Below are 26739 nucleotides of genomic sequence, written 5' to 3' on the forward strand. Positions count from 1 at the left end.
TCTGCTGTGGCCGACCGCGCAACGAAAGGCTTCATCCTCGCGATGAAGCCTTTCTTTCTATAGAAGGCAGCATTTCTTTTGTAAAGCGAATCCACTCGCGGGTGGCGTACGACAAATAGGCGTTTTTGCGCCAGATCATCCCCAGATGCCATTTGATCGTCGGATTGACCAGCGCGAGGCTGTGAAAGCGCCGCGGATCGAGCTCCCGGCAAATCGTCTGCGGCAACAGGGTGATCCCGACGTTGGCCGCCACCATTTCCGAGAGAAAATCCCACTGCGAGCTTTTGTAGATGACCGTCGGGTGGAAGCCTACGCGCACGCACTCGTCAATGATCCGGTTGTGCAAGGAAAAATCTTCGTGAAACAGCAAAAACCGCTCGTTTGCCAGTTCGGCCAGCGACACCTCCTGCCGCCCGGCCAGCGCATGCGTAGGGTGGACGACTACGCGAATCTGTTCGTTGACAAAAGAGTACGACTCAAACAGCTCCTCACTCGTCGGCAGCAAAACAACGCCGCTGTCCAGCATCCCTGACGCCACGTCCGCCTCGACTTTTTTGGAGCCGACCTCCAGCAGCTCCAGCACGATCCCCGGATACTGCTCGCAAAACTTCCCGATCACTTGCGGAAAAAAGCTCGCCCCTACCATCGGCGGCAGCCCGATGCGGATTCTCCCCCGCTTCAGCTCCATCAAATCGTCGAGATGCAGCTTCATGTTTTCAAACGACTTCACCATCACCTCTGCCTGGGAAAACAAGACCCAGCCCGCGTCGGTCAACGTAATCCGCTTGCCGACCCGCTCAAACAGCTCGACGCCGATTTCTTCTTCCAGGTTCCGCACCATCTTGCTGATCGTCGGCTGGGTAATGTACAGCGCCTCTGCCGCCTTGGTGAAGCTGCTGTGGCGGGCTACCTCTAAAAAATATTGCAAATGGCGAATGTCCATCCCTCTGCTCCCTCCGCTTCATCTATAGATATGATGAATGATACTCATTCTATATATGCATTTTACCTATGAAAAGAGGTGATGTACACTTTTCACAAAGGGAGAGGACCAACATGAAAAGACTGCTTATCATCGTGGGGCAAGTGGCGTTTTTCATCATCGTGTCCGCGTTGATGAACCTGCTCGTCTCCGTCCTTGGCTGGAAAATCCCCGGCAGCATTTTGGGGATGTTTGTCGTGTTTTTGCTGCTCCAGGCAAAAGTGCTGCGTCTGGAGTGGATCGAATCGGGCGCGGCCTGGCTTATGGCCGAGCTGCTACTGTTTTTCATTCCGCCGTCTGTCGGCATCGTCTCGTATCAAAGCTTGATGCTGCATGAAGGGCTGCAAATTGTCCTGATTATCGTCATCGGCACGGCGTTTGTCATGGCGTGCAGCGGCTTGATCGCCCAAAGCATTTCCAAGCGAAAGGAGCATTCGCGCTCATGATGATCGGACTGCTCGGCTTTCTATTCACCATCGCGCTTTACCTGATCGCCAAGCGGCTTTACCGCTACAGACCGATTCTCTTGTTTTCGCCGCTATTGTTTACGCCAATCGTTTTGGTCGTGCTGCTGCTTTGCACTCATCTTTCTTACCGTGATTACAATGAAGGCGGCAAATGGCTGGCGTACATGCTTCAGCCCGCGACCATCGCGTTTGCCGTGCCGCTGTACAAACACTACTCTTTATTGAAGAAACACGCTGCGCAAATCATGATTAGCGTAGTGTCCGGCTCAACGGTGGCCGTCGTTTCTTCTGCCGTACTCGCCCTTTTGCTGCACACAGACGAGCAGGTGCTGTACAGCCTTTTGCCGCGCTCAATCACGACGCCGATTGCGATGAACGTCTCGCAAATGATCGGGGGCGTCCCTTCGATCACCGCTGTGCTCGTCCTGATGACCGGACTGCTCGGCTCGATCATCGGGCCGTACATCATCTCCTATTTGCGCATCTCCGACGATATCGCCCGCGGCGTGCTGCTCGGCACGAGCGCACATGGAGCCGGAACGTCCAAGGCGTTTGAGATTAGTCCGATTACAGGGACGGTTTCGAGCATTTCCATGATTTTGGCGGCGCTGGTCACGCAATTGGCGACGACGCTTCTCGTCTAACAGCCCGTTGGCTGGCTGACACCAGATGCAACAGATGATCGTAAACGGACAGGTTCCCCCTTTCGCGGAAAACCTGTCCGTTTTTCACATGATGAGGTCTGTCCAGATTTTGATCGTCGTGCCCAAAATCAGGAGCGCTAAAATCGCCTGAAGGCTTTTCGTGTTCAACCGCTTGCTGACCGCAGTTCCGAGCGGCGCAGCCAACACGCTGGCGATTACCATGATGAGGGAAGGCCAAAACAAGACGTCTCCCGCCATCAGTTTGCCGATCGTCGCGCCGATGGAAGACAGAAAGGTGATCGCAAGCGAAGACGCTATAGTAACTCGCGTAGGAATTTTAAGGACGACAAGCATAATCGGCACGAGAATGAATGCGCCCGCCGCTCCGACAATGCCGGAAGCGGCTCCGACAATCAGCGCGGAGGTTACGGCCGTAGGCTTATGGAACGCGATGTCGGCCATTTCCTTGTCGTCGATCGCTTTTTTGGGCATAAACATCATCGGTACGGCAATCGTCGCCAAAATAGCATAGACGACGTTGATGGCGTCAGCCGAGAGATATTTGCCCCCATATCCGCCGACCAGGCTGCCGACAACGATCGCGCTGCCCATGTACAAAACAAGCTGATAATGAATCAGCTTGTCTTTTCGCAAAGCCCAGACCGCGGATAAGGTGGCAAAAAACACTTGCACAGCACTGATTCCGGAAACTTCGTGGGCCGTGTAGGCAGCCAGTCCGAGTGCCGCTGGAATGTAGAGGAGCATCGGGTACTTGATGATCGAGCCGCCGATTCCGACAAGCCCGGAGATGAACGACCCCGCAAAGCCGATCAAAAACAGGGGGAGAGCAAGGCTGAACGTCATACGCTCTCCAATCCGTCTTTTTGCCACTGGACAAAGCCGCCGCTCAAGTTCAGCACCTGCTTGAAGCCGTTTGCCTGCAGGATGCTGGCACCGATGGCAGAGCGCGCCCCGGAGCGGCATTGCACGAGGATCGGCTTGTCTTCTGGTATCTCATCCAGCCTTCCAGGCAATGTTCCCAGCATGATGTGCTGCGCGTTTGGAATGTGTCCTTCCTGCCATTCAGTCAAATTGCGTACGTCCACGACGTGTACTTCTCCGCTTTCTACCTGTCTCGCTGCTTCCAGCGGGGTGATTTCCGCGTACGATTCGAGTTCAAAGACGCCTTCCGGCAAAATCCGGTTCACGTCCATCACTCCTGCTGCATTGTCGATTCCTACGGAGCGAAGCGCCTGCAGCAACTCGTCCAGCTCGCCTGGATTGGTCAAAAAGTACACGGGACGGTTGTAGTCGACGAGCCAGCCTGCCCAGTTGGGAAAGGCTTTGTTAAACGGAATGTTGACCGTTCCCGCTACATGTCCTTGCGCAAACGCCCGGGCAGAACGCGTATCGACGACCTGCTGTCCTTCCGCCAGCCACCGTTTCAGCTTTTCCGCCTCCGTTTCTTCCGTTACCGCAGGCAGGTCGCGCAACAGGGCAGGTCCGACTTTGTTGACGTGCTTCATCACAGCGAAGTATTTCGGCGGCTCCGGCTGACCGTCGAGCAGAGCATGGACAAATTCCTCCTCATCGGTGTACTGCATCGCCCAGTTGAACATCTTGATGATTGAGCCCATCGGCATACTGGTATTTCCAGTCCGCATCGCCTTCGTCGGACAGGTACAGCTTCGCTTGATGGGCAACGCCCAGCTCGCGGACGCCGGAGACAAAGTCTGCATGAATATGGGTTTCTGTGGCGGCGACGATCGACACGCCTTCCGCTTGCGCGACCTGGAAGTACGGCTGCAGATTGCGGCCCGGATCAATCACGATCGCTTCGCCCGTTTTTTGGCAGCCCACCAGATAAGATGCGTGGGCCAGCTTTTCATCGTAAAAGTAACGCAACAGCATGGAAACGTCCTCCCTTTTCTTCAAGATTTCCGATTTTTTTCGGCGAGCACTTCCAACAGCGATTGGGCAAAGCGCAGCGCCTTTTGCACGGCAGGATCTTTCATCAGGCGCAGCAGGGTGAAAACGGAAACCGTTTCGTGCCTGCGCTCCGCTCGCTCTTTTGCTTCGCGGAGGACGGCTACGCCGTTTTCCATCTGGGCAGCGACAGGCGTGATGTACGCTTTCACTCCGTCGAGCAAATACTGCTGAGACTGTTTGTCTTGGCCGACGCTTTCCAGGAAATCAGCGACCTGTTCGATCGCGTTTACATATTTGACCAGCTTCGGCAGCTTCTCCAACAAGGCAAACAAGGCCACAATTGCTTCCTCGTCAACGCGATACAAATTGGCCCACGCCGTCGTGCAGCTCCTGAGCCAGTCGTTTGTGCTCGCTCTCCTGCGCCTCCAACGTTTTTTGCAACACGAGCTTGGAGATTCTGGCCTCTTCTTCTTTTCGCTTGGCCGTCAAGTCTTTCAGCACCAAAAGAATTTCTTGCTTGCGCTGTTCGCCATTCTCGTAGATGATCGCCGTGCTCATCTCCATGTCAACGTATCGGCCTTCATAGGTGGGCATCGACGAGAGGAAATAGGGAATCTCCCGTTTCGCCATCAAATAGCAGCGTTCTTCGCCCGGCTCCAGCTTTCTCGTTTGGCAATAAGAACAGTACGGAACCTTTTCGCCCAATTTCCAGCCGGTAATCCTCTCTGCGGACGGATTCATCAGCAAAATTTTCCGCTCTTCGTTCATGAGGATAATCCCGTCCTGCAGGTGGTCGAAAATCTGCCTCAAATAGCCGCCTTCCATCCCTAATCCATCGTTTCCGTGCCGTTCAAAAAACAAGCGATTTTGATCCATCGTAGGTCCTCCACGCAGCTTGGATTCCAGGTCATTTTCTTGTCTGCCCTTGTACGTATTTTACGTTACAGAGCCAGAGAGGGGGCGAACAAGTGTCACTTTGGCCCCCGTGCTTTCCTCCTGAGCCAAGCCTAATCATACTGGTTGCAGCGCGTTCATCGTATAGGTGGGTTCCCCTATCTTGTGGTCTGCGAAAAAAAACGACAATCCTGACCGTCCCGTTAGACGTTCGGATTGCCGTTTTTCGTTCTCGTTTTGCTTATGTCTTCATGCACCGGGCGAGCTACGACAGTTTGCCCATCATCCGCTCCATCCGCTCCAGCGCCTTTTTCAACTGTTCCATGGACGTCGCGTACGAGCAGCGAATGTGTCCTTGCCCGCTCTCGCCGAACACGTCCCCCGGCACGACTGCCACTTTTTCCTCCAGCAGCAGCTTTTCCGCGAACTCAGCCGAGCTAAGTCCTGTCGCCGCCACAGAAGGGAAGGCGTAGAACGCTCCGTCCGGCTCATGGCACGCAAGCCCGATCTGGCGGAAACCGTCGACCACGTAGTTGCGGCGCTGGCGGTAGCTCTCGACCATCCGCTCCATATCGGCGCGGCCATGGCGCAAAGCTTCGAGCGCCGCCATCTGTGCCATCGTCGGCGCACACAGCATCGTGTACTGGTGAATTTTCAGCATGCCCGCCAAGAGGTCAGGCGTCGCGCACACGTACCCGAGACGCCAGCCAGTCATGGCAAACGCCTTGGAGAAGCCGGAAATCAAAATCGTCCGCTCCTTCATCCCGGGCAGGGCGGCGATGCTGTCGTGCATGCGTCCGTAAGTCAGCTCGGCGTAAATCTCGTCGGAGATCACCAAGAGGTCGTGCTTTTCGATGATCGGCAAAAGCGTTTTCCACTCATCCGCCGTCATCGTGCCCCCTGTCGGGTTGTTCGGATAGCAGAAGATGATCGCCTTCGTGCGTTCGGAGATGTTGGCCTCAAGCTCCTGCGGCGTCAGCTTGAACTGGTTCTCCATCGTCGTTTTCAAAAACTTCGGCACGCCGCCTGCCAGACGAATCACCGGCTCGTAGGAGACGTAGCACGGCTCTACTACCAGCACCTCGTCGCCCGGATCGAGAATGGCGCGCAGCGCAATGTCAATCGCTTCGCTGGCCCCGACGGTCACGAGAATCTCCGTCTCGGGATGATAGCTGACGGAAAAGCGCTCCTCCAAATATTTTTGAATCTCCACGCGCAGCGGCAGCATCCCTGCGTTGGACGTGTACGCGGTGTGTCCGCGCTCCAGGGAGGAAATCGAAGCTTCGCGCATGCGCCAGGGCGTCACGAAATCCGGCTCCCCAACTCCCAGGGAGATGACCCCTTCCATCGACGCCGCCAGGTCGAAAAAGCGGCGAATGCCCGATGGCTTCAAGGATGCGACTGTAGAAGACAAGCGGTTTTTTTTGACTGTCAGTTGCGTATTCACGGCGTAACCACCATCCTGCGATCTTCGTCACGATCTTCCAGCTCAATGCCGTCGTGCTTGTAGCGTTTCAAAATAAAGTGCGTGGCTGTCGATACTACGGAGTCGAGCGTCGCCAGCTTTTGCGATACGAAGGTGGCGACCTCCTTCATCGTCTTTCCTTCCAGAATGATCGACAAATCGTAGCTGGCACCGGACATCAGGTAGACGGCCTTCACTTCCGGGAAGCGACAAATGCGCTGGGCCACCTCATCAAAGCCGACGTCGCGCTTGGGCGTCACCTTGACGTCGATCATGGCGTTGACGTACGGATGGTCCTCCACGCGCTCCCAGTTGACCAGCGCCGGGTATTTCACAATCACCTTCTCGGCTTCCAGCTCCGCAATCGCCTGCTCGATTGCCTCTGTCGGCTCCGCCAGCATTTTGCCGATCTGCTCGGCGCTCATGCGGCTGTCCTCTTCCAATAGGTGCAACAGTTCCCTTTGCTTCAAGCGATCCATTCCCTACCACTCCCGTTTTTTTCTTTTTGGCAAAAATCAAAAAGCCCCAGCAACCCAACTCATGATTTCATGAATCGGATTGCTGAGGCGAAGGTATCGCGGTACCACTCAGCTTTTTTGCCTTTCTCGCAAAAGGCAAACTCGTGCAGTCTTGTCAAAAAGACATGCGCCCCGTAACGTGGGGAAAGTCCGCTGCTTTCTACTGATTGTTCAAAAGCAGAGCTCCAAGGTGGCTTTCAAAAAGAGTTCGCGGCCGCCCTCCCAGCAATCAGGCAGCTCTCTGGACGTCAAATCCCTTTTTTACTTTCCTTTTCACAGCCATGTATCGTATGCGTATGAACTGTTTGGTTGAATGTCTCAGATTATAAAAAGGTTTTCGGCCGTTGTCAACCGACAACTTCCTGGGTGGAAGGACGCATGTTGTATGGCATAATGAAAAGATCGACAGCTTTTCGGACAAAGCAGGCACGACTGTTTTGTTGAGGCAAGCGGCCAATTTTACCTTCGGACGAAAAACGGCGGCCCGCAAACAGGGACGTTTTTCACATGAAAAAAAGTGGAAAATCGCATGAAAAAGAGCATCGGTGTCATTGATCTTGGCTCCAATACAGCCAGATTGGTCATTTACGAGCAAGACGATTCAGGAATGGTAACGGAAGTAGACAACATCAAATACAGCTTGCGTCTCAGCAACCACCTGCACGCTGGACGACTGGACGAGGAAGGAATCGCGAAGACATTGACAGCCACGCTCATGGCGGACGGCACGTATGTGCGCGTGCAGCCGAGAAGCCCCTCCCCGTTCAACAGCCAACTGTTTTTTGGGAGGAAGCCTTTCAGTCCAGCCAACCTGCCCACTCGCTGCAGCAGCGCCTCAAGCCGATTACCGCCCTGCTGGAAGCAGCCTCTCCGCTTTAACCGACGTCTGAGTCTCTCAGGCGTTTTTTATTGGTAAATTTTTATATTGTCACATTGACATTGTTAAAACGATATCATAATATAAAAGCAACCTAACGAACTGCGCATACAGAAAGGAGGGCGTTGTGAGCATGCATCGCCTGCAAGCCAAACGCATCCGGTTTCGCACCAAAAAACACCGCTCGCCAGACGGGCTGCCGACGGATATTTGCCTCTTTACCATCCTTTCCGTGCCGCGCCCGACCAAAACAAGATCGTTGCCGCACAAGCAGCTCGCCGTCCTGCTGATCGAGCGAAAAAGCGACACGTACGGGCAGCAGTGGGCTTTGCCCGGCGGCTTTTCCAAAGAAAGCGAGACGCTCGACGAATGCGCCTACCGCGAGTTGAAGGAAGAGACGAACATCGACCGCAACGTCCACATCGAGCAGCTCAAAACTTACTACAAGCCGGGACGCGATCCGCGCGGCTGGATTCCGAGCGTCGCCTACGTCTCGCTCGTGCACGAGGACCTGCTCAAGCACGCGCGGGCAGCCGACGACGCCTCCGATGCCCGGCTGTTTCCCATCGAGGAAGCATTCGCTCTCGACCTGGCCTTCGATCACCGGGAGATACTGACGGACGCCTTGCAGCGCGTGCGGGAAAAAATGCTCCAGACCAACATCGCCAAAGCGTTTCTCCCTGACGAGTTCACGCTGAGCGAGCTGCTGCAGGTCATCGAAACGGTCGTCCCCAGCTTCAAGGTGAGCGATCGCGGCAATTTTGAGCGGCGCCTGCTCGCGACCACGAGACGGCAAGGCATCCTCGAAGCGGTAGTAGACGCTGACGGCAAGCCTGTCTACTCCACGGAGTATTCCAACTCTCCCGCCAAGCTGTACCGCTTTACCGATTACACCCCGACTGCCATGATTTATTAAAAGCACAACCACACTCATTTCAGGAGGTTGTTGTCCATGAAAGCGTTGATTGTGATCGACTACACGAATGACTTTGTCGCGACGGACGGAGCGCTGACCTGCAAGAAGCCTGGGCAAGTTATCGAAGGGCGCATCGGCGAATTGATTCGCGATTTTCTCGCAGAAGGCGACTTTGTCGTGATGGCGGTGGACGCCCACAAGGAGCAGGACCCGTACCACCCGGAAACCGGACTGTACCCGCCGCACAACATCATCGGCACCGCTGGCCGCAACCTGTACGGCAGCATTCAGGACATTTACGAGGAATTTGAGGACACGATTTACTGGATGGACAAAACGCGCTACAGCGCCTTTCAGGGCACAGACCTCGCGCTGCAGCTTCGCTCGCGCGGCATTGCGGAAATTCACCTGGTCGGCGTCTGCACGGACATTTGCGTCCTGCACACGGCGATCGAAGGCTTTTATCACGGTTTTCGCGTCGTCATTCACGAGGATGCCGTCGCCAGCTTCAATCCGGTCGGACACGAGTGGGCTTTGGGACATTTTCAAAACCAGTTGGGCATGTCCGTCGTGAAAAAATAAGCGTTGGCAGGCTTGTCATGCCAGATATACGGGAGGTACGATCATGCGCATCGGCATTTACGGCAGCAGCTTTGATCCCATCACTTACAGCCACCTGTTCACGGCGGCCACCGTCGCTCATCGCAGACGCCTGGACAAAGTCATCTTCGTCCCCTGCTCGTCCAAGCGCCACGACAAAAAAATGCAGACGGAGGACGTTCATCGCCTGCACATGCTGAAGCTAGCGCTGGCGACGTGTCAGCACAAGACGAACCAATTCGGGGAGCCGCTGTTTGAAATCTCCACCGTAGAGATGGACGCGCTACCTGGCGAAACTTACACGTACGACACGATGGTCCACCTGCAAAAAAAGTACCCGCAGGATGAGCTGTTTTTCATCATGGGCTCGGATTTGCTCGTCGGGCTGTCGAACTGGGGCAATGCCGAAAAGCTGGTCTCCCGGTTCAACTTCATCGTCATGACGCGGGAAGGCTACCCGACGGCCGATCTGATCGCGGAAGACCCGCTGCTGCGCAACCATGACGAACATTTCCTGATTATGAGCAAAGGCATCAACATGGGCATCAGTTCGACGTACATCCGCGATGAAATCCGCAAAGGCGGCGATCCCAGCTTCCTGCTGCCGGATGCGTGCCTGGCGTACATTTACGAGCAGGGCATTTACCGCGAGCAGCGGGTTTAACTTTTCTCCCAACGCAAAAAAGCCGGGTGTGTGTGCGCTTTTGGTGCTACAGGTCATGCTATTGCGCCAAATCTTTGCGCAAATAGCGGTCGAAGTCATCCGTAGCCAACGGGCGGCTGAACAAGTAGCCTTGGCCGAGATCGCAGCCATTTTCCTGCAAGGCCGCTACCTGATCGTCCAGCTCGATGCCTTCTGCGATCACGTTCATGTTCAAGCTTTGCGCAATCGTCACGATCGCTTTTACGATTGCCTGGCTCTCTTGATTGTGGTGAATATCGCGAATAAAGGACGCGTCAATTTTGATCGTGTCCACCGGCAAGCTTTTGATGTAGCTAAACGAGCTGTAGCCTGTCCCGAAGTCGTCGATGGAAATGCGGATGCCGATGTCGCGAATTTGCTGCAAAATAGCCGTAGCTTCTTCCAGCTTCACGAAAATGCTTTCGGTAATCTCCAGCTCCAGCCATTCCGGTGGCAGCCCGGTTTCCTCCAACACATTTTTTATCATGTCTACGAGGTCTTTCTGGTAGATTTGCCTCGCAGACAGATTGACGGACACTTTCAGCGGGAAGCCCTGGTCGTGCCACAGCTTGTTTTGGCGGCACGCCTGGCGCAGAATCCACTCTCCCAGGCTGATAATCATTCCGGTCTCTTCGGCGATCGGGATGAACCGAATCGGCGAAATCACGCCCAGCTCCGGATGAACCCAGCGGACGAGCGCTTCCATCCCGGTCAGCTTCCCTGTCACAATGTCTATTTTCGGCTGGTAGTAGATTTGGAAATGCTCCTGCTCGATCGCTTTGCGCAGCTCATTTTCCATCAGGATGCGCTCCAGCGACTTCGCCTCCATCGTCGGATCAAAAAACTCGTACCCGTTTTTGCCGTGCGATTTGACCGTGTACAGCGCGGTGTCCGCCCGCTTGAGCAGGTCGTCGGCATTGTCTCCATCCTGCGGAAACAACGCGATGCCGATGCTGCACGACACGTTGAAGGAATGCCCGTGAAGTTCAAACGGCCTCTGCAGCGCATTCATGATCTGGTCGGCCAATGCCGCCGCTTCCTCCCGGTCAGTCAGTTGGCTGAGCAAGACGGTAAACTCATCTCCGCCGAGCCGCGCCACGACATCGCCCGGTCTGAGACATTCCCGCAAACGGTTGGACGCTTCCACCAGCAGCAAATCCCCTACGTCATGCCCGAAGGAATCGTTGACGTCCTTGAAGCGGTCCAGATCGAGGAACAGGACGGCGAGATTGGACTGGAACCGCTTGGCTTGGATGATTTCCCTGCTCAGATGCTGGACGTACATGCGGCGGTTCGGCAAGTCTGTCAAAGCGTCGTGGTAGGCCAGGTGATGGATCAGTTCCTCCGACTGCTTGCGATCCGTAATGTCGCGCGTGATGAGCAGCAGCTTGCTCACGTTCCCCTGCTCGTCGAGAACCGGATTGATTTTGCTCTCGGTCCAGATCGTGTCGCCCTTGCGCGTCAGGATGCGGCATTCCACCGTGTACTCTTTTCGCGTCGAGTACGTATGCTGAATCGCATAGGCCATAACGTCCCGGTCGCTCTCCACGATCCATCCGAACATGTTGTGAAAGCGCTCATCTGGAATGTCATGCTCAAACACAGCCTTATGCGACGGAGACAAGTACAAAAAGTCGCCTTCGGCATTAATCATGCTGATGATATCGGACGTATTTTCAGCGATGATCCGGTACAGCTCCTCGCTTTTTCTGACTTCTTCCTCCATATGCTTGCGCGCCGTAATGTCGTTGCGAATGGAAACGTACTGATAGATTTTCCCGGCAGTATTGACGAATGGCACAATCGTGGTGTCCACCCAGTACAAGCTGCCGTCTTTGGCCCGATTACAGATTTCGCCCCGCCACACTTTGCCCGAGCCGATGCATTTCCACATCTGCTGGAAAAACGACTTGGGATGGTGCCCGGAGTTGAGCAGCCGATGGTCTTGCCCGAGCAGCTCGCTGCGGCTGTATTTGGATATGCGGCAAAATTGCTCGTTCGCCCGCAGAATAATCCCGCGGTGATCGGTAATCGCGAGGATCGTCGACTGGTCGAGCGCATACTTTACGTCAGCCAGCTCCCGCAGGACGACTTTCAGCTCCCCGTCCTTTTCCTGCAGCAACTCTTCCCACTCTTCTGGAGTCAAAACTTCCATCAATTTGTTTCTCATCATCTATCACCCGTTTGCGCTCATGCGGCAGGCACGGCGCCGATAATTTTCGTAAAAGCACTTGTCTGTCGTAAAGCGCGTTGCAGCAAAGCCTTTGCCAAAGTGCTGGAAAGAAAAAGTAGTTCTTTGGTAGGGAGACGCGTTGCGTAAATGCTCGCCCTGATATGCTTCGCAGCAGCGTCGCTACTCACGGACTTTTCGCAAAACGACAAGCTTTGCGAAAAGAGCGTTCAAAAAAAATGACCCTCATGCCAAGGATCGCGATATGATGACGACAAGTTTGCTTCATTTTACCATGTATCGGCTAAAGATCAATAAGCACGCATGTGTTAGAAGCGACATTTTTGCAAACTTCGCGCTCGCTGGCGGGAGGCTTGACACTCCGGGGAAAACAGGGACCAAAGGCGCAAAAAAAAAAGAACCCGTTTCAGGTTCTTTTACCAGGTGAGAAACAGTTTGTCGTGCACATCTTCGTTGACCATTTCTTCGCCCGCTCTCTGCAGACGGTTTATCATGGAAATGCCGCAGTTTACCAATATGCTCCTCGCAAACAAGCCGGCTGGCGGCTGCACGCCGATGTCTTCGGCTTTCGATTTTTTCTTGCCGTTGATCGAGAGCATTACTTTTGCGCCTCTTTGCTTGCAGGCGTATATCGCATCCCACAAGTCTTCGATCCTGAACGTCTGCGAACCGTACAGGATGCTTTGGCTGTGCGTGTATGGCGGGTCACAGTAAACCAGGTCGCCTTCGCCAGCCAGTCCCATCACTTCTCGGAAATCTTTATGCATAAACGTTACTTCCTTCACCAGTTGATGCCAAATTTCTACCCGTTTGGCAAACGCCTCGGGCGGAATCGGCTTGTGCGGCCCAATCGGTGTGCTCATATAGCCATCGCTTTTTCGGAAGCGCACGACACCGGAATAGCACGTTCTGGTCAAAACCGCAAAATCGAGCGCATTGAACGTTTGATTGAATCTTTCCCTGATTTCCAAATATTTTTGTTCTCTGTTGTCGTTGTAATCTTTTATACAAGCCTCGTAATGGCGGACCAATGTGTCCGGATCGTTTTTCACATACTCAAAAATGCCGATCAGAAAAGGAAGAATATCGCCGCCGATGGCCTGCTTGTAACGGGGAAACAAGCTGTTCCGGTTTTCTGCCGCCAGCTTTCCCAATACGGCGCCGCTCCCCAAAAACGGCTCTACATACGTGTGAATTTCTTCGGGCATGTAGGAAACGATCTCTTCCGCAAAACGGTGTTTATTCCCGATCCATTTCAGCAATTGCGGGACGTCCGCCAGCTTTTGCCGTTCCAGCTTGTCTTGTACGTATCGACTCATCATGAAGAACCTCACACAACTTCTAGATTTTCCGACTGACAACCATGCCCCATTTTAGCATGAATGGAGAGAAAAAAGTAACCATGATGTCACTTATAGTCTGTAGACCAATAGTCTACATGATAGTACTTTTGTTTCAAATGGAAAAAGAAAGAAACCGATACAAAGTGGTTGATACCAGATGAAGCCGATGAAGCATACAGAGATCAAGCAACAATTTGGGGCAGCGATCAGAAAGCTGCGCATGGAACAAAAAATGACGCAAGAAGAGCTGGCGGGACGTACCGGACTGCATCGCACCTACATCAGCGAAGTCGAACGCGGAGAAAGAAATGTGTCATTGGAAAACATCGTAAAACTGGCAAACGCTTTACGCACCCATGTCTCTTCCGTATTTCTATTGATTGAAAAGGGGGAATAGCCACCGTGAGACCGAATCCGCAGTTTCTAAATCGCAGCTCTGCTTTTTGGGCGTACACAAAGCTCATATCGGAAAAGCTCAACTACTCCAAGGACGGCGAAATTAAAAAGTACTCGCAGACAGAAATGGTCTACAAGCTGCAGGAGCTGGGGATTATCATTGACCCGCAAATGCTCGGCGAAGTAAAAGCGTACCTCGACTATCGCGCAGATTTGCTGAACGGAATCATCAAGCGCTTGTTCATGGATGTCCATACGGCCCGAGCTGTGTTTTACAAGCTGCAGGCAGAACTTTATGAAAAGAACGGCTATACTTGTGCGCTGCCGTTTAACAAGCAAAAAGGCGAAAAGAAAGACTACGCCTATTTTACAGGCATCGTCAACATTTTGACTGAACACACTCTTCGCACATATGCTAAGCAGAACGGATTGCAGTACGGACGCGACGTCAAGTTTGACGATAACCCGCTAAGCTTGTCCTATATTACAGACGAAGCAGGCAGGCTGCAAGGGATCATGTCCAGACGTTTTGACGGAGCCTACCCCGGTACGGAAAATCCGCTCGCGATCTGAGAAGTCAAAGAATACTACTACACCACCACGTTCGGCAGCAGAATCGCAGACGGGGTGTATGAAACACAGTTGGACGGCTTTGAGATCAATACCATCTCGAAAGAAACGCAAAAGAACATCCAGCACATTTATTTCATTGATGATTTCAATACGTGGTGGAACATGGGAAAATCTTATCTTTGCCGGATCGTCGACATGCTGCACGTCGGTCACGTGGACGAAGTCATCTTCGGCAAGGAAGTGTTGGAGCGCTGGCCGAAAGTGTTGCACGAGCTGCTGGCCGCACACGAAGTAGCCGTACAGGGACGGTAAACAGAAAACGCCCGCGCCATAATCGCATCCCCCTTCTGGTAGACAGCCAAAGTCGGCACCTGCTTCTGTCTTCCGAGAGGGGTTTTTTAGCGGAAAATCCGCAGAGCAACTGATGCTGCGTGCAAAAAAACAGCCGCGAACGAACGAAACGTGCAGCAAAAGAAAGCAGCACGTATCCATCACGCGCGTTTTTACAGCGAACCTAAAACAACCTGAGCCAGTATGATTACCGAACTCAGGTTGCTTGTGTGCTTTTTCTCTTCGGTCTTCCTGACAGCGCCCAGTCCAAAGGGGCGTTTCCCGCTGGCAAACCGTCTACGGCAAGCGCACCAGGATGCTGCGGTTCAGATCCTCGACCGAGCGGCTGCCGGACAGAGCCATCGCGACGTCAAATTCGTGGAGCAGCGTATCGAGGACGCTGGACACGCCCTGTTCTCCCGCTACTGCCAGTCCGTACAAAAACGGGCGTCCGATCAGCACCGCATTGGCTCCCAAGGCGATTGCCTTGACGACATCCGCGCCGGTGCGCACGCCGCTGTCGAGCAGGACAGGAATGCTTCCCGCTACTACCTCCGCAATCGCAGGCAGCGCGTCAAGGGTAGAAATCGCTCCATCCATCTGCCGTCCGCCGTGATTGGAAACGATAATGCCATCCACGCCGTGCTCCAGGGCGAGTCTCGCATCATCCGGGTGCAAGAGACCTTTGACGAGGATCGGCAAGCGGGTATGCTCGCGCAAAAAGCCGATATCGCTCCAGTTCAGCGCCGGATGATAAATGTTTTTCAACACTTCCTCGACCGCATTCTCCGGCGTCACCTCGGCCAGCCGCGAGCAAAAGACAGGGTCCGTGATGTAGTTGGCAAGCCCTCTGCCTTCACGCAGCGGCGAATAGCCGTTGCGGAAATCGCGGCGCTTCCAGCCGAGCATGACGGTATCTACCGTGAGCACAATTGCGGAGTACCCAGCCGCTTCCGCGCGCTTGACCATGCTCGCGCTTACTTCGCGATCGTTGGACCAGTAAAGCTGGAACCAGCGCTCCGCCGCTCCCATCGCTTCGGCGATTTGCTCCAGGCTCGTAGAGGAAACCGTGCTGGCGACAAACGGCACACCCGCAGCAGCCGCCGCTCTGGCCGTCGCCAGCTCTGCGTCACGATGCGCGATGGACTGCATGCCGACAGGAGCCAAAAAGATCGGCGCGCTCAGCTTTCGGCCGAACATCGTAATCGCGGAGGTGCGATTCGTGACATCGCGCATCATCCGCGGCACGATTGCCCAGCGGGAAAAAGCCCTCCTGTTTTCGGCAAGCGTTTCTTCGGCTCCCGAGCCTCCGGCAATATAGTCAAACGGACCGTCCGGAAGGATTTCTCTCGCCTGTTTCTCCCAATCTTCAATCGAAACGGGCAGTGCCTGCGTACTTTTGCTCACGCGCGTAAAGAGCAAAGTTTCTTCCTGTGCTTTCGTCATCTTTCCTCTCCCTTTCTATCTGTGCTCCAAGCCGTCAGGCGCATTTTGGCTTGCCCGCTGTGCCCAAGGCCCGTCCTGCTTTGCCAGGACCGTTCTCCTGTGCGAATCACTGTTTTTGGCGGCTCCGCCTGTAGTCACGCAATTATTCGAAAATTAATACAAAAAATCATATACGTTCAGCTTGCCCTCTGTCAATTCCAGAGCAAAAACGAACAACCCCACAAGCCTGTCCAACAGGCGATCAGGCGACACTTCTCCGCGCTGCCAGCCTGGGCTTGTCCGCGCTGCTTCAGTAAGCTATCTGCCAAAACGTTACTTCCGCTTTCGCCTTTTCGCCCGCCTGGACCGTTTGCTGCAGCAAAGCCCGCTCACGGCTCCCCCGCTGCCATATGTGTTCGTCTCGCTGTGCCCGTTGATGACATTCACGACATTGCCGCTGTTTTCGCCGCCGGAGCCGGAAAACGTTTTGCTCACGCTTTTCGGAGAGTTGTTGGCCGTATCACCGAAATTGATGGTACCCGAGTTGTTCGTAATTTGCACGTTTCCTACAAATGTCGCCAACCCGCTCCCTCCTTCCCGCGTTCGCCGTGGACTACTTATACAGTATGTACGGCAAAACGCGCCTGATTAGACGATGGTTGATAGGTCGGTGCCACAAAAAAGCCTCCCGTATGGCAGACGCCGCGCAGGAGACTTCTCTTCTGCTTTTCCGTGCGCTTTATTGCGCGGTGTAGCCGCCGTCCACCAGCAGGCTTGTCCCTGTCACAAACGACGCATCGTCGCTGGCGAGGAACAGAACCGCCTTGGCTACTTCCTCCGGCTTGCCGAGGCGTCCCATCGGATGCAGCGAGCGGAGCCGTCGAGGATGAGCGCCGATTTTGCCTTTACCAGCTTGTTTTCGTAGCGGAAATCATGCTCGGAAAAGTTGACGACGACTTGCAGGTCATCCCCGTACGCTGCCTTTTGCACCAGCCTGTCTGCGGTCAGCACGGCAAAATCGGTCAGCGGGCGCTGCACCGCTTTTTGATGGAACGGCGCCCAGACTTGCAGATGCTGCCTGATGTTTTCGTGGTGTGCCTCCCAGACCCGACTGTTCAGATGGTAGAGCGGCGGCACGTTGTAGAGCAGCTCATAGAGCATGCGTGTGCCGACCTCGCTTTTGATCTTCAGGCTGTCCCACTCCCAATGGTGGCTGGTGATGACCGAATCGTTGTACACCAGCTTGAACAACGGCAGCGAGTACGCGGGGTCGATGTAGACGTGCCGATACTCGTCCTTGATCGGCACCTGCTTGGCGTAGCGCTCGGGAATGTCTCCTGCCGGGGCCCAGTAACCGCCCACGTAGTACGGGCTTGCTTTGTTCTCGCGCATGTCCGGGTCAGCCCAGCGGATGACAGGCGTTTCGATACCGTGCGCGTAGGCGATGCTTCTGCTGGCGAAATCGTTGCCCGTCTCCGAGCCGATAACCATGTGCCACTCGTCGCGAATGTAGTCCATCCGCGCCAACTTTGCCTGCATATCCTCTGCCTGTGTCGTTGGATGTTCCGGGGAGTAGTCGTCGTGGAACTCCCCCGCCGCGTCCACGTCAATGAACCAGGAATTGAAGGCCACGCCGTTGCCCATGATCTCGTTCATCCGCTGTTTGACGCTCGGCAGCGACAAGGTCGGGTTCAACAGCCTGCCCCGCTGCAGGAAGCCGCCTTTTTTCTCCCCGTTTTTCTTTTCTATCGTCGCGTTTTCATACAAGCTTTTGTCCGCGAAAATAGCCGTGTTCCAGTCCGGGTTTTCTTCCTTGTGGATCGAGTGGTAAGAATCGTACGTCGCAATCAGATAGCCCGCATCGTTTGCCTGCTGGATGAACGCAGGCTTCATGTAAGCGGCTGTCCAGTCCGGCAAGCCGATCCAGGCACGAGCGATGCCCGCTGCCTTCATTTTTTCCAGCAACCGTGTGGAATCACTGTCTGCCCATTGCTCGACAGCGGGGACGGCATCCTGCAAGACGCTTTTCAGCAGCCGCTTGTTCAACTCGTACAACTCGACTTCGTTAAGCTGCTTCACGCCTTTTTGGATCAGCGCTTTCGCTTTTGGATCGTCGACGCGGGCGAACAACTGCGGATGGTAAAAGTCGCGGGAGCGCAGCGCGTAGTTGAGGCCGTCCACTATCGCCTTGCGCTGGTACGGCGCGATGTAATCCTGCTGCTGGATTTCCCGCAGTTGCGCGATGGCCTCCTGCCCGTCCTCCTTGTTGCCAGCCAAAAGCTGCACGAGCCAGTCCGTAAAGCCGTCGCCAAGCTGCTTTTTTAAGCGCGTCCCACTGCACATCGTCCTCGCTCAAAAACGTTTTGTTCCACAAATAAAAGTGCGGTGCGCCGTACAGCTTTTCCACGTTCGGGTTTGCCGCCGCCTTTTGCGCCAGAGTAGCGAACTCGCCCTGCTGCTGGATGACGTGTTTGTACAGTCCGGCGATCTGGACCGGATCGTTTTGCGTGACATACAGCCGGAAGCTGTACGACTTGTCATGGTTGATCGTCGGAAACTCATGCGTGAATCGCAGCGAAATCTCCGGGTCCACGGCAAAATCGAGCGTGTTGTTGAACATGTTGTCCACCATGTAAAAGATCGCGTACTTCTCATGGTTCAGCGCAAAAAAACGCATGGAAAACGATTCGCTAAAGGTCAGGCTCTCCTCCCGCAAAAACGACTGCCAGACTTTGTCGCCTGCCGGAATCCATTTGCCTTCGCCGAGCGGCAGCATGTAAGCAGGAGCCTTCACAAGCGGCCAGGAAAAGCTCTCTGTCCCCGTCGAGGTCAGGGTGATTTGCAAGTGATCGGCCGCTTGCCTGATCCGCACCTGCAGCTTGTCGTCCGGATAGCTCCAGCTCACTTCCTGTTCGCTTTTTTGCAACTGCTCGACGCGTCGCGCCGGCAGCGGCTCTGACGCACGCTCCCGGCTGCCGCCGCTCTCCACAAACAGCTCGAACGTCTCCGGCTTCACCTCGAAGGAGAAGGGCAGCGCTTGCTTTGGCGCCGCGAGCTGCTGCCCGGTTTCGATTAGCGGTTGATTGGTTTGCGGCTGGTTTTGCGCCGCACTGTCGCAGCCGCTCATGACAAGCAGCAGCAAAGCGAGAACGATTCTTTTCATAATTTCCCTCCACAATCGAATGACTATATACCTCGTATTACGATGTTTATGACCGTAAGAAGCGTAGAGAAAAGCAGCAACCTCTTCTCCCGCGATCTTCTTGCGCTCGCAGGCAGCAAAGGCTCGACCGCCATCCCCTTTTTCTGCTCATGAAAGCGTGGAAAACGGCTTGTCCGCTTCTCTGCTCCGCTGCCTGTACACAAATGCCGCGCCCGCCCGGAACAGTCCGTATCCACACAGGCCGCCCAGCACGTTGAGCAGCAGGTCGTCGACATCGAAGCTGCCCAAAGCAAGCCAAAACTGCAAAAACTCAATCGCCAGACTGGCGAACAACGCCGTGAAAAACACGCGGTGCCTATTTCGGAACGACGCAAACAACAACGGCAGCAGCAGCCCGAGCGGCATGAACAGCGCGATGTTGCCAAGCAGGTTGTACGCGATCGTATAGGCGCTGTAATGCTCGTAGTGGAACACGTAGTCGAATAGCGTGCGCATCGGCTTCGTATTTTGAAAAATATACGTGTACTCCGGGGCGCCGTGCCGCAGCATCCGCTCCTTCCATTCGAGCGTGAACCGTCTGCGGTGCCACCTGTCCGGCGAGAGCAGCAGCAAATAGCTGCAAGCCGCTACATAGAGGCCGAACAAAGCCAGCACCCATTTGCGCACGTACTTGTCGATGAGCGGCATGGACGCAGCAAGCTGGCTTTTCAGCTCAGCCACAGGGCCAAAGCGCTGGATAGCGAGCGCAGCCGATTCCTGCTCCGCATAGCCCTCCTCCATCAACTCTTGCTTCATGCTCGTCACATGATCGAGCAACTCGTCCTTCACGTCCTGCTTTTCCCGCCTGGAGCAGGGCAAACCATTGACGACTTGATTGACGTATTCTTCCAGTTTCACGGTCCTACTCACTTCCCTCGTTGCAGAGCGCAACCAGCCGCGTCAGACTCTGCCAGTCTTTCATCTTGTCTGCCAAAAGCTTTTGCCCCTCCCTGGTGATGCGGTAATACTTGCGGCGACCGCCTTCCTTCGACTCGCCCCAGTACGATTCCACGGCCTTCTGGTTCTCCAGCCGCTTCAAAGCCGGGTACAGCGTCCCTTCCCCGATTTCATAGACTTCCTCGCTTTTCTCGCGGATCTTTTTCGCCAGCTCATAGCCGTATTGATCCTTTTGCGCAATCAGCGAGAGCAGCAGAAGATCAATGCTCCCTTTCAGCAACTCCTTGTTCACAGTAACAACTCCTTCCAAGCCTGAGTAGAGAGTAGCACATTATACATCGTGTTACAAGGTAGTTGAAAAAGAAAAACGACAACATTTATTGATCCTAAATTACTATTGGCAAAAATAAAATAGGTAATATAGACTATTTTCGACAAGCACTTCCATAGATCGACAGGATGGTTCAGAAAATTCCTCCTTGCTCCACAACTAGAATACAGGTCCGAAGAACCGGGCAGAAGGAAGATGTCCCGAGCAGCACACGCGAGTCGCCTTTCATTTTGTGACTTCATTCTCTCAAACAGGAGGAATACACATGCTTGCTACCCTTCCACACTATGCTCTACATACGGTTCTCTTGGCTCATTTTGTCATCGGTGCGTTATTTTTATATTCCGAATACAAGTTTTTGAGTAAAATAAAAGCCTCGGAGAAATAGACAAAAAGGAGTATGGCGCGAAGTGAAATCTTTTTTTCGCCAATGGTTTCCTCGTAAAAACAAGACCGAAGAAGAGCCCAAGTACAAGCAACTGGATTCCGACCTCATCAAAGCCACCCGCTACGACTTGGAGTCGCAACACCTTTACATCCAGTTTCACGACGGCCGCGAATTTGTCTACTGCAAAGTCTCCCCTTATGCCTACAACGCCTTCCTGAATGCCGATTCGTTCAGTGAGCATTTTCACTCGTTTATTAGCCAACGCTATTTGCACTACCAGGTCATGTAATTCAAGCCGTGGGCCGGGCACGCAACAGCCCTCCGGGAGCCTCCAGAGGGCTGCTTTGTTATTTCAACGCCCGCTGCAAAAAGGCGCGCGTCCGCTCGTGCTGCGCATTCGTAAACAGCTCTTCCGGCGTTCCCGACTCGACAAATTCTCCATTATCCATAAACATAATCCGGCTCGCTACTTCTCTTGCAAAGCCCATCTCATGCGTGACCACCATCATCGTCATATGCTCGGAGGCAAGCTGTTTGATGACCTGGAGCACTTCGCCCGTCAGTTCGGGATCGAGCGCAGACGTCGGTTCGTCGAACAGCAAAATGTCCGGGTTCATCATGAGCGCTCTGGCAATCGCCACGCGCTGCTTTTGGCCGCCTGACAGCTTGGCGGGATAGACGTTTGCCTTGTCTGATAGCCCGACCTTCTCCAGCAACTCCCCGCTTCGCGCGCGAATGACGTTTTCCGGCTCCCCCTTGACCACCTGCGGCGCAATCTCCAGATTTTCGCGCACGGTCAGATGCGGAAACAAGTTGAAGTGCTGGAACACCATCCCCATCTTCCCCGTGATCCGCTTGATCTGCTGGCTGGAGCTGTAGACGCCGTCTTTCACCAGAAAGTCATCCGCGACACGGATGCTCCCGCCATTTACCTGCTCCAGATAGACCAGGCTGCGCAGCATCGTGCTTTTTCCCGAACCGGACGGGCCAATCACTGCGACCACATCGTTCTTTTGAATCTCAAACGAGACATCTTTCAAAACTTCCAGCTCGCCAAACGATTTTTTCAGATTGCTTACTTGAATGATCGCCATTTCACGCCAGTCCTTTATTCGAATTTAAATCTTTTTTCCAGCCATTTAAAGAACAGAGTCAACAAGAGGGTCATCAGCAAATAGATGACGCCCGCGATAAAAAAGGGAACGATCGTAAAGTCCCGGTTCACAGCCGTTTGCGCGTAATGCAACAGCTCAGGCACTGCGACCGCATAGAGCAGCGCCGTATCCTTCACAAGCGTGATCGATTCGTTCGACACGGCGGGCAGCGCTACGCGAAACATTTGCGGCAAAATGATTTTGGTCGTCGTCTGCCATTTGCTAAAGCCGAGCACTTGTGCCGCCTCGTACTGGCCTTTGTCGATGGACAACAGCCCGCCCCGGAAAATTTCCGCAAAGTAGGCCGCGTAGTTCAACACAAAGCCTACGCAGGCAGCGACAAAGCGATCCATCACCAAATATTCGCCAATACCGGGCAATAGCGGCAGCCCGAAGCAAATAAACAGCAGTTGCAAAAGCAGCGGTGTCCCGCGCATCACGTACACGTACGTGTGTGCCAGCCACGCCAGCGGCTTTACGCTGCTTTTTGCCATTAACGTAATGAGAAAGCCCAACGGGATCGAGAGCACGATGGCGATCAAAAACAGCAGGATCGTCATCTGCGCTCCTTCCAGCATCGGTTTTGTAATCGAAAGGATGTAGTCTGCGCTCATATTTCATGCTCCTATGTGGATTAGGCAGGCTTTGGCTTTCCTGGCAGGAGCCTGACCTTGTTTTTTCGTCGTGACATAAGCGTGGCTTCGCCCATCTTCCTGGCGAAGCCATCGTTTCTTTCATTATTTCAATACGCGATCCTCGCCAAACCATTTTTCCGAGATTTTCGCGGCGGTTCCATCTTGATTGAGCGCGTCGAGCGCCTTTTGCAGCTCGTTCAGCAGCGCTTCGTTGCCTTTTTTCACCCCTACGCCGTACTCTTCAGGAGACAACGATTCGTCCAACAATTTGAACGTTCCCTGATCTTTGGTCATGTAGTAATCCGCCACGACCTGGTCGATGACCACGGCATCGACGCGGCCGATTTTCAGGTCGCTCAAAGCCAGTACGTTGTCCGGGAACTCCGTGATCGTCTTCACCTGGTTTTTCAGCTCGCTTGCATTCAGAGCGTCAGCGGCAGAGGACAGCTTTTGCAGCCCGACAACTTTGCCAGACAAATCCGCGAGCTTCGTCATATCGGAATTGGCCAGCGTCACGACGACCTGCGCGTTTTTCAAGTACGGTTTCGTGAACAGCACTTTTTGTTTGCGCTCATCCGTAATCGTGTATCCGTTCCAGATCAGATCAATCCGGCCGCTGTTCAATTCAGATTCTTTGGAACCCCAGTCGATAGGCTGAAACTCGACCTGCTTGCCCATCTTTTCGCCAGCGGCGCGAGCGTAGTCGATATCGAAGCCGACCAGCTCGTTTTTCTCATCGCGGAAGCCCATTGGCGCAAATTTGTCGTCGATTCCGATAATCAGTTTATTGGCGTCAGCGCCTGTTTTCTCGCTGGAGCAGCCCACTACCAGTGAAAAGACAGCTCCGAAAAGCAGTGACAGCAAAGCAAATTTTTTCATCGTGATTCTCCCCCTAGTTCGGCTAGTCTCTATTTGTTTTTACTCTGATAAAGTGGTAATACGTTAACAAGGTATCATGATAGCACATCATCCAAAAAGAGTCGAGACTTTAGCAAAGAAAAGCGCACAGGAAAAGCATTCCTAAACAAAAAACGCCGGATTCCCCAGCGTTTTGCCTGTTCGCGCGCGAGACGGGCTTGCAGGCGCTTTCGTCCTGCAGCCGATCAGCAGATGCACGTCTTTCTTTTTTGGCCGATCTTGCCGCGCTCTTCGATTTTTTTGATAGACTCCGTCGCCAACGGGACCTTGCACGCCGTCTGGCCTACATCCACCTGGACTTTTCCGATCGCTTCCGCTGTCTGCACCGCTTCCGCATGCAGTTCCGTGACAGACGCGCCAACCGCGATGACAAACTGGTTCATGACATAGCGTACCCGGTTTCTTTCCTGATGGATCGTCTGCTTCACCCGCGCAAGCAAGGCGCTGATTTCCGCCAGGTCGAGCTGCTCGTCAGGCGTGATCGACAAGTAGTTGGCGTACGTGCTCCAGCCGCAAGCTGCAATCATCTCCTCCTCCGCTTCGATCCACTCCCGTGCCAGCTCCAGGGCGAACGAGCTTTCGGCGGCAACACCCGCAACCGTGTACTCGGCCAGCATGTACCAGTACGCCTGCCTGACCCAGCTTTGCAGTTGTTCCTTCGTCACCGTCTGCGGGTCGATCGCCAGGCCCGCCAAATACATCGCGTCGTGATTGCCCGTCTCGTACAACGCTTGCACCAGCTTTTGATCGCGCTTGACTGCCTTCACCAGCTTTTTCATGTCGCCGATTCGCACGCCAAAAAACGGCTCCCTGGCGCCATGGCGCATGAACGTCTTCTTCGTCTGCTCCGTGCCCAACGCTTCCAACTGTTGCATGACTTCTTCCACGGTCATTCGCGTCCGCCTCCCTTTTTTCCTAGTTTACCCATTTCCCGGCTGCTTTCTCCCTGCTACAAGAGCGGGAAAAGGTAGCGCAAGATCATGATCGAAACCATCCCGACGACAACCGTGCCCAGCAGGCTGCGGGTCACGATCGCAACCAGAAACGTCGGAATCGCCGCCAATAGTTCGACATTGGCTAGTAGCGACAACTTTCCCTCCTGCAAAAACAGCTCCTGCCCGACCAGTGCAGCCATGACCGCGATCGGCACGTAATGCAGCCAGCGGACGCCCCACGCGGGAAGCTCCATGCGCGACAGCACCATCAAGGGCAGCACCCGCGGCAAAAACGTGACCAGCGCACTGCCTACAATAATGAGGAAGATATCCCATCTCACTTCCATCTTTCGATCACCATCCCGATTGTCGATGCGCACAGCGTAGCTACGATGACGCCAAGGTTGCCCGGATACAAGACAGACACGCCTACAGCAATGACGACTGCGCTGATGGCGACGACGATATCGAGCCGGATTTGCTTGCGGCTCATCATCGCCAGCACCAGCAAGCCGATAAACATCGCCGGCAGAGCGAAATCAAGGCCCAACTGCTCGGGATTGGCGATCCACTGTCCGAAATAGGCTCCCGCCAAATTGGCCGCAATCCAGTTCAGGTAAGCCGTCACATTCAAACCGTGCATCCATTTTTCGTCGATCTGCTTGCGCTTCGCCGCCTCGTTGATCGCAACCCCGAACGTCTCGTCTGTCAGAAGCGAACCGACGAGCATGTTCCGAAACGCCGTCAGATGGCGGAAGTAGGGCGACAGAGCCGCGCTTAGCAAAATATGCCGCAAATTCACAAACAAAATCGTAATGATAATTCCCATCGCCGAGCTTCCTGCGGCAATCATGCCCGCAGCAATAAACTGCGCCGAGCCTGCGTACAGCAAAATGCTCATCAAGGCAATTTCCATGATGCTCAGCCCAGCGGTCTTTTCCAGCACACCTGCCGCAAACCCGATGCTCAAATACCCGAGCAAGGTTGGAATGCAATCCTTGACCCCCTGCATGAAGCTTCCCTGCTCACCCGCGTTCGACAATGCTTCTACTTGCAGTTGTTCTCGCCCCACTGCTTCTCCCTCACTCTCTCTTTATTTCACTCCGGCTTGCGCGCTTGCCTCCTGCTTCGCTCCGCTTACTTGAATCTCTTCCCGGTGACCACCTGGTACAAGTCCGGCTTGCTGCGCCAGAGCGCTTCGACCTTATCCGGGCCGAGCACCTTTGTCACTTCCGCAAACATAATATCGTGGCGAATGTACTCGACAGCGACCAGAACGAGCGCCGGATCCTTCGTCTTGACCGCCCAGGCAGCCGTATTTGGCGTGAAGTTGGCGATCAGCACTTCCTCCAGATCACGCGCGACGATTGTAAGATGCCCGCCCATCCGTTCCTCGGCCACATCAGGCGCCATATAGTCATGGTGATACGTCGTCCCTACGCGCGTCTCTTGCTGTCCAAACAAAACGGTAAAGACGGAAATCCCTTCTTCGGTTCGTCTGTCCACCGCCTCCTGGATAAAAGGCACCTGAGGCTCCCAGATCGACAGCCACACTTCCTCGCCAGCCTGCTCGATCATTTGCCTCATTTCCATGAGCACCAGCTCGTCACCGCTAATTCGCCGAATGACGTCGATCTCTTGCTCGGACTCTAAGGCCGACAAGTTTTTTTCCAAATAGTCGAAGGACGCTTCGAACTGCCCGCGCAGCCTGCGGACCAGCTCTCTTGCTGGCAGCGGCGCATACGTGACAGGCTCGGAAGGCACGGTGTAAACAGCCCCTTTGTCAACGAGCTTGCCCACGACTTCGTAAATCATGGAGCGCGGCACGCCAGAGCGTTTGCTGATTTCGTATCCGGTGATCGGAGAGTGCTTGAGCAGACTGATGTAAGCCTTGCACTCGTACTGGGAAAATCCGAGCTTTTGCAATTCCTTGTATATGTCTTCCATCCCGACCTCTTAGTAGTTAGTTTTATACTCACTATAGGTTCAGGTTCGTTCCTTTGTCAATGTGCTTTTCCCGGCACAAGCGAAAATAAAAAAAACCCTC

At 54.3% G+C, this 26739-nt stretch carries 26 protein-coding genes, 5 pseudogenes and 1 other annotated feature; of the genes and pseudogenes, 9 read left to right on the forward strand and 22 right to left on the reverse strand.

Going from position 1 to position 26739, the window contains the following annotated elements:
• Positions 1–31 precede the first annotated feature (31 nt).
• Positions 32–943 (reverse strand): cidABC operon transcriptional activator CidR, encoded by a 912-nt coding sequence (cidR, locus tag AC3WQH_RS07030; RefSeq protein WP_005827029.1) that lies wholly within the window; start codon positions 941–943, stop codon positions 32–34.
• Between the two features lie 113 nt (positions 944–1056).
• Between cidR and AC3WQH_RS07035 the strand changes: the two genes are divergently transcribed.
• Complete coding sequence (locus tag AC3WQH_RS07035) at positions 1057–1428, forward strand: CidA/LrgA family protein (protein ID WP_005827031.1); 372 nt, start codon at positions 1057–1059, stop codon at positions 1426–1428.
• Positions 1425–2093, forward strand: coding sequence for an LrgB family protein (locus AC3WQH_RS07040; RefSeq protein ID WP_026557970.1), 669 nt, complete (start codon positions 1425–1427; stop codon positions 2091–2093). The genes AC3WQH_RS07035 and AC3WQH_RS07040 overlap by 4 nt, the downstream gene beginning before the upstream one ends.
• Positions 2094–2177: 84 nt before the next feature.
• Here AC3WQH_RS07040 and AC3WQH_RS07045 read toward each other — a convergent pair whose 3' ends face one another.
• From AC3WQH_RS07045 to AC3WQH_RS07070, 6 genes and pseudogenes are all read right to left on the reverse strand, one after another.
• Complete coding sequence (locus AC3WQH_RS07045) at positions 2178–2957, reverse strand: sulfite exporter TauE/SafE family protein (RefSeq protein ID WP_492331962.1); 780 nt, start codon at positions 2955–2957, stop codon at positions 2178–2180.
• Positions 2954–4004: pseudogene (locus tag AC3WQH_RS07050) on the reverse strand (rhodanese-like domain-containing protein). The gene AC3WQH_RS07045 and the pseudogene AC3WQH_RS07050 overlap by 4 nt, the downstream one beginning before the upstream one ends.
• Positions 4005–4024: 20 nt before the next feature.
• Complete coding sequence (locus AC3WQH_RS07055) at positions 4025–4360, reverse strand: DUF1641 domain-containing protein (protein WP_007781542.1); 336 nt, start codon at positions 4358–4360, stop codon at positions 4025–4027.
• A gap of 14 nt (positions 4361–4374) precedes the next feature.
• Positions 4375–4898, reverse strand: a pseudogene (locus tag AC3WQH_RS07060) (PAS domain S-box protein); the annotation flags it as partial.
• A 283-nt stretch (positions 4899–5181) separates the two neighbouring features.
• A complete protein-coding gene (locus tag AC3WQH_RS07065; RefSeq protein ID WP_005836185.1) occupies positions 5182–6363 on the reverse strand; it encodes an aminotransferase in 1182 nt (393 codons plus the stop codon).
• Entirely contained in the window at positions 6360–6860 is a 501-nt protein-coding gene (locus tag AC3WQH_RS07070) for an Lrp/AsnC family transcriptional regulator (RefSeq protein WP_005836183.1), read from the reverse strand. The genes AC3WQH_RS07065 and AC3WQH_RS07070 overlap by 4 nt, the downstream gene beginning before the upstream one ends.
• Positions 6861–6940: 80 nt before the next feature.
• Positions 6941–7185, reverse strand: a binding site (T-box leader).
• A 243-nt stretch (positions 7186–7428) separates the two neighbouring features.
• Between AC3WQH_RS07070 and AC3WQH_RS07075 the strand changes: the two genes are divergently transcribed.
• The 4 genes from AC3WQH_RS07075 to nadD all read left to right on the forward strand — a co-directional run bounded on the left by AC3WQH_RS07075 (position 7429) and on the right by nadD (position 9956).
• Positions 7429–7815: a hypothetical protein gene (locus tag AC3WQH_RS07075; protein ID WP_005836179.1), complete on the forward strand. Its 387-nt coding sequence runs from the start codon at positions 7429–7431 to the stop codon at positions 7813–7815.
• A gap of 94 nt (positions 7816–7909) precedes the next feature.
• Complete coding sequence (locus AC3WQH_RS07080; RefSeq protein ID WP_007781533.1) at positions 7910–8692, forward strand: NUDIX hydrolase; 783 nt, start codon at positions 7910–7912, stop codon at positions 8690–8692.
• A gap of 36 nt (positions 8693–8728) precedes the next feature.
• Positions 8729–9274, forward strand: a complete 546-nt coding sequence (locus AC3WQH_RS07085) for a cysteine hydrolase family protein (protein WP_492331963.1) — start codon at positions 8729–8731, stop codon at positions 9272–9274.
• Positions 9275–9317: 43 nt separating this feature from the next.
• The gene (gene nadD, locus AC3WQH_RS07090; protein WP_005836174.1) at positions 9318–9956 is read left to right on the forward strand and encodes a nicotinate-nucleotide adenylyltransferase; all 639 of its coding nucleotides are present in this window, start codon (positions 9318–9320) and stop codon (positions 9954–9956) included.
• A gap of 58 nt (positions 9957–10014) precedes the next feature.
• On the opposite strand, the gene AC3WQH_RS07095 is transcribed toward nadD, so the two are convergent.
• A complete protein-coding gene (locus AC3WQH_RS07095; protein ID WP_483073086.1) occupies positions 10015–12129 on the reverse strand; it encodes a putative bifunctional diguanylate cyclase/phosphodiesterase in 2115 nt (704 codons plus the stop codon).
• Between the two features lie 452 nt (positions 12130–12581).
• Entirely contained in the window at positions 12582–13484 is a 903-nt protein-coding gene (locus AC3WQH_RS07100; RefSeq protein ID WP_005835233.1) for a DNA adenine methylase, read from the reverse strand.
• 181 nt (positions 13485–13665) lie between these two features.
• Between AC3WQH_RS07100 and AC3WQH_RS07105 the strand changes: the two genes are divergently transcribed.
• Entirely contained in the window at positions 13666–13905 is a 240-nt protein-coding gene (locus AC3WQH_RS07105) for a helix-turn-helix domain-containing protein (RefSeq protein ID WP_005835235.1), read from the forward strand.
• A 5-nt stretch (positions 13906–13910) separates the two neighbouring features.
• A pseudogene (locus tag AC3WQH_RS07110) lies at positions 13911–14789 on the forward strand (DUF7687 domain-containing protein).
• A gap of 315 nt (positions 14790–15104) precedes the next feature.
• Here the strand turns inward: AC3WQH_RS07110 and AC3WQH_RS07115 are convergent.
• From AC3WQH_RS07115 to AC3WQH_RS07140, 6 genes and pseudogenes are all read right to left on the reverse strand, one after another.
• On the reverse strand, positions 15105–16253 hold the full coding sequence (locus AC3WQH_RS07115) for an alpha-hydroxy-acid oxidizing protein (protein ID WP_005835241.1): 1149 nt from the start codon (positions 16251–16253) through the stop codon (positions 15105–15107).
• Positions 16254–16565: 312 nt separating this feature from the next.
• Positions 16566–16814, reverse strand: a complete 249-nt coding sequence (locus AC3WQH_RS07120) for a spore germination protein (protein WP_005835243.1) — start codon at positions 16812–16814, stop codon at positions 16566–16568.
• Positions 16815–16971: 157 nt separating this feature from the next.
• Positions 16972–17109: pseudogene (locus AC3WQH_RS07125) on the reverse strand (SDR family oxidoreductase); the annotation flags it as partial.
• Positions 17061–19395: pseudogene (locus AC3WQH_RS07130) on the reverse strand (glycoside hydrolase). The pseudogenes AC3WQH_RS07130 and AC3WQH_RS07125, both read right to left, overlap by 49 nt.
• 147 nt (positions 19396–19542) lie before the next feature.
• A complete protein-coding gene (locus tag AC3WQH_RS07135) occupies positions 19543–20292 on the reverse strand; it encodes a VanZ family protein (protein ID WP_492331964.1) in 750 nt (249 codons plus the stop codon).
• Between the two features lie 4 nt (positions 20293–20296).
• On the reverse strand, positions 20297–20623 hold the full coding sequence (locus tag AC3WQH_RS07140) for a PadR family transcriptional regulator (protein WP_007780697.1): 327 nt from the start codon (positions 20621–20623) through the stop codon (positions 20297–20299).
• A gap of 449 nt (positions 20624–21072) precedes the next feature.
• On the opposite strand from AC3WQH_RS07140, the gene AC3WQH_RS07145 reads away from it, so the two are divergent.
• A complete protein-coding gene (locus AC3WQH_RS07145) occupies positions 21073–21339 on the forward strand; it encodes a KTSC domain-containing protein (protein WP_005835251.1) in 267 nt (88 codons plus the stop codon).
• 58 nt (positions 21340–21397) lie between these two features.
• Here the strand turns inward: AC3WQH_RS07145 and AC3WQH_RS07150 are convergent, their stop codons facing one another.
• The 7 genes from AC3WQH_RS07150 to AC3WQH_RS07180 all read right to left on the reverse strand — a co-directional run bounded on the left by AC3WQH_RS07150 (position 21398) and on the right by AC3WQH_RS07180 (position 26639).
• Entirely contained in the window at positions 21398–22144 is a 747-nt protein-coding gene (locus AC3WQH_RS07150; RefSeq protein WP_005835253.1) for an amino acid ABC transporter ATP-binding protein, read from the reverse strand.
• A gap of 14 nt (positions 22145–22158) precedes the next feature.
• Positions 22159–22818, reverse strand: a complete 660-nt coding sequence (locus AC3WQH_RS07155) for an amino acid ABC transporter permease (protein ID WP_005835255.1) — start codon at positions 22816–22818, stop codon at positions 22159–22161.
• A 123-nt stretch (positions 22819–22941) separates the two neighbouring features.
• Positions 22942–23718 (reverse strand): amino acid ABC transporter substrate-binding protein, encoded by a 777-nt coding sequence (locus AC3WQH_RS07160; protein WP_005835257.1) that lies wholly within the window; start codon positions 23716–23718, stop codon positions 22942–22944.
• Positions 23719–23942: 224 nt separating this feature from the next.
• Positions 23943–24650, reverse strand: a complete 708-nt coding sequence (locus tag AC3WQH_RS07165) for a DNA alkylation repair protein (RefSeq protein WP_005835259.1) — start codon at positions 24648–24650, stop codon at positions 23943–23945.
• 56 nt (positions 24651–24706) lie between these two features.
• Positions 24707–25039 (reverse strand): AzlD domain-containing protein, encoded by a 333-nt coding sequence (locus tag AC3WQH_RS07170; RefSeq protein WP_007780718.1) that lies wholly within the window; start codon positions 25037–25039, stop codon positions 24707–24709.
• Entirely contained in the window at positions 25030–25704 is a 675-nt protein-coding gene (locus AC3WQH_RS07175; RefSeq protein ID WP_005835263.1) for an AzlC family ABC transporter permease, read from the reverse strand. Before AC3WQH_RS07175 ends, AC3WQH_RS07170 begins: the two co-directional genes overlap by 10 nt.
• A 125-nt stretch (positions 25705–25829) precedes the next feature.
• Positions 25830–26639, reverse strand: a complete 810-nt coding sequence (locus AC3WQH_RS07180; RefSeq protein WP_005835265.1) for a TrmB family transcriptional regulator — start codon at positions 26637–26639, stop codon at positions 25830–25832.
• Positions 26640–26739 lie beyond the last annotated feature (100 nt).

It is taken from the genome of Brevibacillus sp. FW301-21C12A (assembly GCF_058788915.1).

Bases quoted from the DNA above. Each gene is read 5' to 3' on its own strand.
- AC3WQH_RS07170 (WP_007780718.1), bottom strand. From the start codon at position 25,039: ATGGAAGTGAGATGGGATATCTTCCTCATTATTGTAGGCAGTGCGCTG.
- nadD (WP_005836174.1), top strand. From the start codon at position 9,318: ATGCGCATCGGCATTTACGGCAGCAGCTTTGATCCCATCACTTACAGC.
- AC3WQH_RS07095 (WP_483073086.1), bottom strand. From the start codon at position 12,129: ATGGAAGTTTTGACTCCAGAAGAGTGGGAAGAGTTGCTGCAGGAAAAG.
- AC3WQH_RS07080 (WP_007781533.1), top strand. From the start codon at position 7,910: ATGCATCGCCTGCAAGCCAAACGCATCCGGTTTCGCACCAAAAAACAC.
- AC3WQH_RS07155 (WP_005835255.1), bottom strand. From the start codon at position 22,818: ATGAGCGCAGACTACATCCTTTCGATTACAAAACCGATGCTGGAAGGA.
- AC3WQH_RS07035 (WP_005827031.1), top strand. From the start codon at position 1,057: ATGAAAAGACTGCTTATCATCGTGGGGCAAGTGGCGTTTTTCATCATC.
- cidR (WP_005827029.1), bottom strand. From the start codon at position 943: ATGGACATTCGCCATTTGCAATATTTTTTAGAGGTAGCCCGCCACAGC.
- AC3WQH_RS07100 (WP_005835233.1), bottom strand. From the start codon at position 13,484: ATGAGTCGATACGTACAAGACAAGCTGGAACGGCAAAAGCTGGCGGAC.
- AC3WQH_RS07070 (WP_005836183.1), bottom strand. From the start codon at position 6,860: ATGGATCGCTTGAAGCAAAGGGAACTGTTGCACCTATTGGAAGAGGAC.
- AC3WQH_RS07150 (WP_005835253.1), bottom strand. From the start codon at position 22,144: ATGGCGATCATTCAAGTAAGCAATCTGAAAAAATCGTTTGGCGAGCTG.
- AC3WQH_RS07040 (WP_026557970.1), top strand. From the start codon at position 1,425: ATGATGATCGGACTGCTCGGCTTTCTATTCACCATCGCGCTTTACCTG.
- AC3WQH_RS07175 (WP_005835263.1), bottom strand. From the start codon at position 25,704: ATGCAGGGGGTCAAGGATTGCATTCCAACCTTGCTCGGGTATTTGAGC.
- AC3WQH_RS07085 (WP_492331963.1), top strand. From the start codon at position 8,729: ATGAAAGCGTTGATTGTGATCGACTACACGAATGACTTTGTCGCGACG.
- AC3WQH_RS07180 (WP_005835265.1), bottom strand. From the start codon at position 26,639: ATGGAAGACATATACAAGGAATTGCAAAAGCTCGGATTTTCCCAGTAC.
- AC3WQH_RS07160 (WP_005835257.1), bottom strand. From the start codon at position 23,718: ATGAAAAAATTTGCTTTGCTGTCACTGCTTTTCGGAGCTGTCTTTTCA.
- AC3WQH_RS07105 (WP_005835235.1), top strand. From the start codon at position 13,666: ATGAAGCCGATGAAGCATACAGAGATCAAGCAACAATTTGGGGCAGCG.
- AC3WQH_RS07165 (WP_005835259.1), bottom strand. From the start codon at position 24,650: ATGACCGTGGAAGAAGTCATGCAACAGTTGGAAGCGTTGGGCACGGAG.
- AC3WQH_RS07115 (WP_005835241.1), bottom strand. From the start codon at position 16,253: ATGACGAAAGCACAGGAAGAAACTTTGCTCTTTACGCGCGTGAGCAAA.
- AC3WQH_RS07075 (WP_005836179.1), top strand. From the start codon at position 7,429: ATGAAAAAGAGCATCGGTGTCATTGATCTTGGCTCCAATACAGCCAGA.
- AC3WQH_RS07045 (WP_492331962.1), bottom strand. From the start codon at position 2,957: ATGACGTTCAGCCTTGCTCTCCCCCTGTTTTTGATCGGCTTTGCGGGG.